General features: G+C 69.7%; 6 protein-coding genes and 1 pseudogene. 3 read left to right on the top strand and 4 right to left on the bottom strand.

Annotation, left to right across the window (positions count from 1 at the left end; genetic code table 11):
• Both B551_RS12195 and B551_RS12190 read right to left on the bottom strand, forming a co-directional pair.
• A partial coding sequence (locus B551_RS12195; RefSeq protein ID WP_043439171.1) for a hypothetical protein occupies positions 1-236 on the bottom strand: 236 nt, incomplete at its 3' end.
• Positions 233-763 carry an RNA polymerase sigma factor gene (locus B551_RS12190; protein WP_006579644.1) on the bottom strand — a complete coding sequence of 177 codons (531 nt, stop codon included), beginning with the start codon at positions 761-763 and terminating at the stop codon, positions 233-235. The genes B551_RS12195 and B551_RS12190, both read right to left, overlap by 4 nt.
• A 248-nt stretch (positions 764-1,011) precedes the next feature.
• Between B551_RS12190 and B551_RS25585 the strand changes: the two genes are divergently transcribed.
• The gene (locus B551_RS25585; RefSeq protein WP_006579645.1) at positions 1,012-1,461 is read left to right on the top strand and encodes a DUF305 domain-containing protein; all 450 of its coding nucleotides are present in this window, start codon (positions 1,012-1,014) and stop codon (positions 1,459-1,461) included.
• Positions 1,458-2,957, top strand: coding sequence for a YncE family protein (locus B551_RS12180; RefSeq protein WP_006579646.1), 1,500 nt, complete (start codon positions 1,458-1,460; stop codon positions 2,955-2,957). The genes B551_RS25585 and B551_RS12180 overlap by 4 nt, the downstream gene beginning before the upstream one ends.
• A 30-nt stretch (positions 2,958-2,987) precedes the next feature.
• On the opposite strand, the gene B551_RS12175 is transcribed toward B551_RS12180, so the two are convergent.
• Positions 2,988-3,887 (bottom strand): LysR family transcriptional regulator, encoded by a 900-nt coding sequence (locus B551_RS12175; protein ID WP_023264177.1) that lies wholly within the window; start codon positions 3,885-3,887, stop codon positions 2,988-2,990.
• A 96-nt stretch (positions 3,888-3,983) separates the two neighbouring features.
• Between B551_RS12175 and B551_RS12170 the strand changes: the two genes are divergently transcribed.
• Positions 3,984-4,589 (top strand): cysteine hydrolase family protein, encoded by a 606-nt coding sequence (locus tag B551_RS12170; protein ID WP_006579951.1) that lies wholly within the window; start codon positions 3,984-3,986, stop codon positions 4,587-4,589.
• A gap of 139 nt (positions 4,590-4,728) precedes the next feature.
• On the opposite strand, the pseudogene B551_RS12165 reads toward B551_RS12170, so the two are convergent.
• Positions 4,729-6,005, bottom strand: a pseudogene (locus B551_RS12165) (excinuclease ABC subunit A); the annotation flags it as partial.

Here is a 6,005-nt window from a genome sequence, read left to right as displayed (position 1 = left end):
CAGGCGCCGCGCCGCGCGGGCTCGCCGCGCAGCCGCGACGGCAGCGGTTCGTTCAGCACGCGGTCGTAGCGGGCGTGCAGCATATGGTTCAGCGCGTAGTACTGGCTGATCCGCTGGGCCAGCTGCGGGTCGTGCTCGAGCCGCTGCTCGATCTCGGCGCGCCGCGCGTCGGGCAGCATGCCGTCGACGTAGGCGTGAATCTCTTCCTCGCTGATCGCGAATGCTTCGTTGCTCATCGCACCACCCTCAGTCGGGCTTCGGGTTTGACGCCGGCCATCAGGCTGCGCAGCCGCTCGCGCCCGCGCGACAGCCGCGACATCACGGTGCCGACGGGAATGCCGAGCGCCAGCGCCACTTCGGCATAGCTCATCGATTCGAGGCCGACCAGCAGCACCACCTCGCGCTGTTCGGCCGGCAGCCGCTGCAGCGCGTAGTCGAGGTCGCGCACCTCCAGCGAGCCGGCGGGATTCGCCGTGCTGTGCCAGTCGGCGCCCGGCAGGCCGTCGGACAGCGTGTCGTCGTCCATCGGCACATGCGCGGCGCGCATGCCGGCGCTGCGCATCTGGTTGACGAAGGCGTTATGCATGATCGTGAATAGCCAGGCCCGCAGATCGGTGCCGTCGTGGTATTGCCGCGCATGGCGCAGCGCGCGCTCGAGCGTGTCCTGCACCAGGTCGTCGGCCAGCTCGCGGTTGTGGACCAGCGCGCGCGCATAGCGGCGCAGCCGCGGCACGTGGTCGATCAGTTCTTCACGAACCCCCATCGCTGTTCCTTTGTCGGTCGGCGGGCCGTGCCGGGTCTGCCCGGCGTCTGCCCTTACAGCGTGAACACCATCGGGGCGATTTTATTCCCGCCGGCGCCGGCCGCCGATCGCGATTTTTTTCCGGCCCGGGGGAATAAGGGTGCCGGCACCGCTGTTCACCTGTTGATACGGACCTCGAGGAGTACAGCATGGCTCTGTGTTTTCGAAGGCGCCACCGCAGTCGCGGCGGCGCGCCGGCTGCATCGCCGATGTCGTGGGCGGTCGGCGCAGTGCTGGCGGTGTTCGCCGTGGCGGCGTCCGCCGATGCCGGCGACCACGCGGCCTTCCTGGCCGAAAACGATCGCGCGATGGAACGGATGATGAAGGACATGGCGATCGCGCCCAGCGGCGACGTCGACCGCGACTTCGTCCACATGATGGTGCCGCACCACCGCGGTGCGATCGAGATGGCGATGGCGCAACTGCGGCACGGCCGCAATCCGCAACTGCGCCGGATCGCGCAGGAGATCATCGCCACGCAGCAGCAGGAGATTGCCGCGATGTATCTGGCGATCGGGCAGGCGCCGCCGGTGGCGGATACGTTCGCCGATATGCCTGCCGATACGTCCGCCGATACTGCGGCGGTCGCCGGCAGCGCGGTCGCCGGCAGCGAGCCGGGCCACCGCGCCATCCACCATTCGCACAAGGAGCCACGATGAAGCTCACCCCGACCGCCGCCATCGCGGCCCTGGCCCTGTCGCTGGCCTTGCCGGCCGCCACGCGGGCTGGCCAGCCGCCGCGCGCCACCGATCCCGACCGGCCGATCAGCCATCGCGACCGCATCTACGCCGCGGAGCAGTTCTCCAACACGGTGTCCGTCACCGATCCGGCTTCCAACGAGGTGCTCGGCATGATCCGCCTGGGCGAGCCGACGCCGGCCAACTTCAGCCCCTTGTACAAGGGACAGCTGCTGGTGCACGGCCTTGGCTTCTCGCCGGACGGCCGCACGCTCGCGGTCGTGTCGATCGGCTCGAACTCGGTATCGTTCATCGACACGCAGACCAATGCGGTCCGGCACGTGACCTATCTCGGCCGCTCGCCGCACGAGGCGTTCTACACGCCGGACGGCAAGGAGCTCTGGGTCACGGTGCGCGGCGAAGACTATGTCGCGGTGATCGACGCGGCGACCTATCGCGAGAAGACCCGGATCCCCGTGCCGGCCGGGCCCGGCATGCAGATCTTCTCGCCGGACGGCAAGTACGGCTATGTCTGTTCGTCGTTCCAGCCGCGCACCAGCGTGGTGTCCGTGGCCGAGCACAAGGTGATCGCGACCATCGAGCAGGCCAGCGCGTTCTGCCCGAACATCGCGGCGACGCCCGACGGCAAACAGGTCTGGTTCACGCTGAAGGACATCGGCAAGGTGCAGGTGTTCGATGCGCGTCCGCCCTTTGCGCCCATCCGCACCATCGATACCGGGCCGATCACCAACCACGTCAATTTTGTGCGCAACCGCAACGGCCAGTTCGCCTACGTGACGGTGGGCGGGACCAACGAGGTCAAGGTGTTCCGCACCGACGATTTTTCGCAGGTCGCGACCATTCCGGTCGGCAAGCTGCCGCACGGCCTGTGGCCCTCGGGCGACGGCAGCCGCATTTATGTCGGGCTGGAGAACGAGGACGCCCTCGCGGCGATCGATACGCTGAGCCAGCGCGTGGTCGCGACGATCCCCGTCGGCCAGGCGCCGCAGGCGGTGGTCTATGTGCCGGACGCGGTCAGGCAGGGCGATGGCCGGCAGAACCTGCAGCCGGCCGGCACGATTGCCAGGGCCACGCAGCTGTCGCTGGTGCCGGTCGCCGCGGGCGGATCGGAGCAGGCCCAGCAGGCACAGCAGGCCCAACATCCCCAACAGGCGCCCACCAGCGTCGCGCTGTTCGATCAGGGGCTGGTGCAGGTGCTGCAGGCCTCGGCGACCGGGCTGCAGCCGAAGCAGGCCTATGTGCTGGGCCTGGCGGACAGGGTCGATGGTGGCGGCCGTATCGAACCACTGGCGCGCTTCATGGCGAATCCGGCGGGGTCGGCGATCGTCAATACGGTCGGTCCGATTCGTCAGGTCGTCGCCGGCGGTGGCGAGCGCCAGGATGCGCGCCGCTATCTGGTGATCGCGCCGGTGACGGACGCCGGCATCGGTGCGCCGGTGCAGCGGCAGGTGCCGTGATTGCCCCAGGGCCCGGCGGGACAGCCCGGCCTATGGCATCTCCGCGAAGCACTCGGCCAGCCAGTCGGCCACGGCACGAAAGCGTGGCTGGCGCCGGTACTCGGACGGATAGGCCAGCCAGACCTCTCGCCGCACGTCCGGACAGTCCTGCAGCAGATGCAGCGACGGCTGCGTCCGCGCGGCGAAGTGTGGCAGCAGCGCGGCTCCGGCGCCGGCCGCGGCTGCCATCAGCAGCGTATCGACGCTGTTGCTCGACAGCACGATGGCGTCGCGTGCGATCTGCTTGTCGACCCAGCGGATCTCGGGCAACGCGACGCCCGGCGCCAGCGACAACGCGAGCTGGCAGAACGGCAGCGCGGCGAGGCCCTCGTCGGTGTAGCGGCGGCGCATGGCCGCGTTGCCATAGACGCCGTAGTGGATCGTGCCGACGCGGCGCGCCACCACCTGTTCCTCGACCGGTCGATTGAGCCGGATCGCCAGATGCGCCTCGCGGCGTGCGAGGCTGGCGCGGCGCGCCTCGACGATCAGTTCCACTGTCAGTCCGGGATGGCGCTCGCGCAGCGCCGGCAGGCGCTCGGCGATGAACAGCGTCGCCACGCCCTCGGTGGCGGTCAGCTTGACCGTGCCGGACACGCTGCCGGGCCTGGCGCGGCGCGCTTCGAGCTCGCGGCCGATCCGCGCGGCATGCCGCTCCATCTGCTCGGCCGCGGCCAGCGCGATGCGCCCGGCCGGCGACAGCTCGATCCGGCCCTGCACCGATTCGGCCACCGGCGCGCCCAGCGCCGTCTCCAGGCGCCGCAGGCGTCGGATCACGGTGGCATGGGTCAGCCCAAGCTCGCGCGCGCAGGCGGCGTAGCTGCCCGAGCGGGCCAGGACGGCCAGCGTCAGCAGATCGTCCCAATGGGTGGTTCCGGCTGTTCTTTTTTGCACAGTGCCTCGTCGGAATCTGGCATGGTGAATCGGCAAGCCGAACCCTATCATGGCGGCATCGCACGATGTCGTGCATTCGATGAAGGAGAGCCTTCCATGCCGCAAGCCAAGACCCTGATGGATTTCGCCGGCGCGACCCGCAAGCCGGCCGACTGGCAGCAAGCCAGCCTGGTGCTGATCGACCACCAGCGCGAGTACGTCGACGGCAGCCTGCCGCTGTCCGGCATGGCCGAGGCCGTGGCCGAGTGCCAGCGCCTGCTGGCGGCCGCCCGCAAGGCCGGCGCACCGGTCGTGCACATCCAGCACCACGGGCAGCCGGGCGGGGCGATCTTCGATCCGCAGGGCCCTTATGCCGAACTGATCGCCGAGCTCGCGCCGGCGCAGGGCGAGACCGTGATCGTCAAGCATCTGCCTAACGCCTTCGCCGGCACGGCGCTGGCCGACACGCTCGGCAAGACCGGCCGCAAGCAGCTGGTGATCGCCGGCTTCATGACCCATATGTGCGTCAGCGCGACCGCGCGTGCCGCGCTCGATCTCGGCTACACCACCACGGTGGTCGCAGCCGCCTGCGCGACGCGCGACCTGCCCGATCCAGTCAACGGCGAAGTGGTACCGGCCGCGGTCGTGCATCGCACCGCGTTGACGGAATTGAACGATCTGGTGGCGCTGGTGGTGCCGGATGCGGGAGCGTTGGCGGGGTAAGGTGTACAATCGCCGGGTAAGCGCCTGGACCAAATCTTGACAGCGCTCTCGGTATACGACGGACGTCACGATCCAGGACGCAAAAGAGAAGAAAGGCCGCTTGATGCGGCCTTTCGACTTTCTACTCGCCAGTTCCTTCCTACGCCACCGCCCCGCGCACCACCCTTGGCCCGACCTCGTTGGCCGCCACCGCCGCGGTGCGCGCCAGCACCGGCACCAGCGCCGCCCCGGTATGGCTGCCCGGCGTGCGTGCCAGCACGTCCGGCGGCGCGGCTGCGACGATGGTGCCGCCGCCGTCGCCGCCTTCCGGGCCGAGATCGATGACCCAGTCGGCTTCGGCGATCACGTCGAGGTCGTGCTCGATCACCACCACGCTGTGGCCGCCGTCGACCAGACGGTGCAGCACGCGGATCAGCTTGGCCACGTCGGCCATATGCAGTCCCACGGTCGGCTCGTCCAGCACGTACAGCGTGTGCGGCGGCTTCTGTCCGCGGCGCGTGATGTCGTCGCGCACCTTGGCCAGTTCGGTGACCAGCTTGATGCGCTGCGCCTCGCCGCCCGACAGCGTCGGCGACGGCTGGCCCAGCGTCAGATAGCCCAGGCCCACGTCCTTGAGCAGCTGCAGCGGATGCGCGATGTTCGACTGCGCGGCGAAGAATTCCACCGCCTCGTCGATCTCCATCGTCAGCACCTCGCCGATATTGCGGCCGCGCCAGCTGACCGCCAGCGTCTCCGCATTGAAGCGCTGGCCGTGGCAGACGTCGCACAGCACCTTGACGTCCGGCAGGAAGCTCATGCCGATGGTGCGCACGCCCTGGCCCTCGCAGGCCGGGCAGCGGCCGTCGCCGGTGTTGAACGAGAAGCGGGACGCGGTATAACCGCGGGCCTTCGCTTCCAGCGTCTCGGCGAACAGCCGGCGGATCGCGTCCCAGACGCCGATATAGGTGGCCGGACAGGAGCGCGGCGTCTTGCCGATCGGAGTCTGGTCGACCTCGAGCACGCGATCGATCGCCTCCCAGCCGGTCACCGCCTCGCAGCCCTGCCAGACATGCTGGACGTCGAGCTTCTTCACGCCCACGCCCTTGCTGGCGCCCGCGGCGGGCTCGGCCTGCGCCGACTTGCGCGCGCGGCGCGTGGCCGGCGACGACAGCACCGAACGGCCGACCGCATCGAGCAGATTGGTCATCAGCACATCGCGCGCCAGCGTGGACTTGCCCGAGCCGCTGACGCCGGTGATCGCCACCAGCCGCGACAGCGGCAGGCTGGCGGTGACATTGCGCAGGTTGTGCAGCGTGGCGCCGTGCACGGTCAGCCAGCGCTCGGGCACCGCCGTGTCGGCGGCGCTCGCCTTGCCTCGCGCTGGCGCCGTGACCGGCCGGCGCGCCTGCAGCGGATGGACGATCGGCCGCATCATCG

The sequence above is a fragment of the Cupriavidus sp. HPC(L) genome (assembly GCF_000307735.3).
Lineage (GTDB): Bacteria > Pseudomonadota > Gammaproteobacteria > Burkholderiales > Burkholderiaceae > Cupriavidus.
This window is presented reverse-complemented; position numbering and strand designations above follow the sequence as displayed.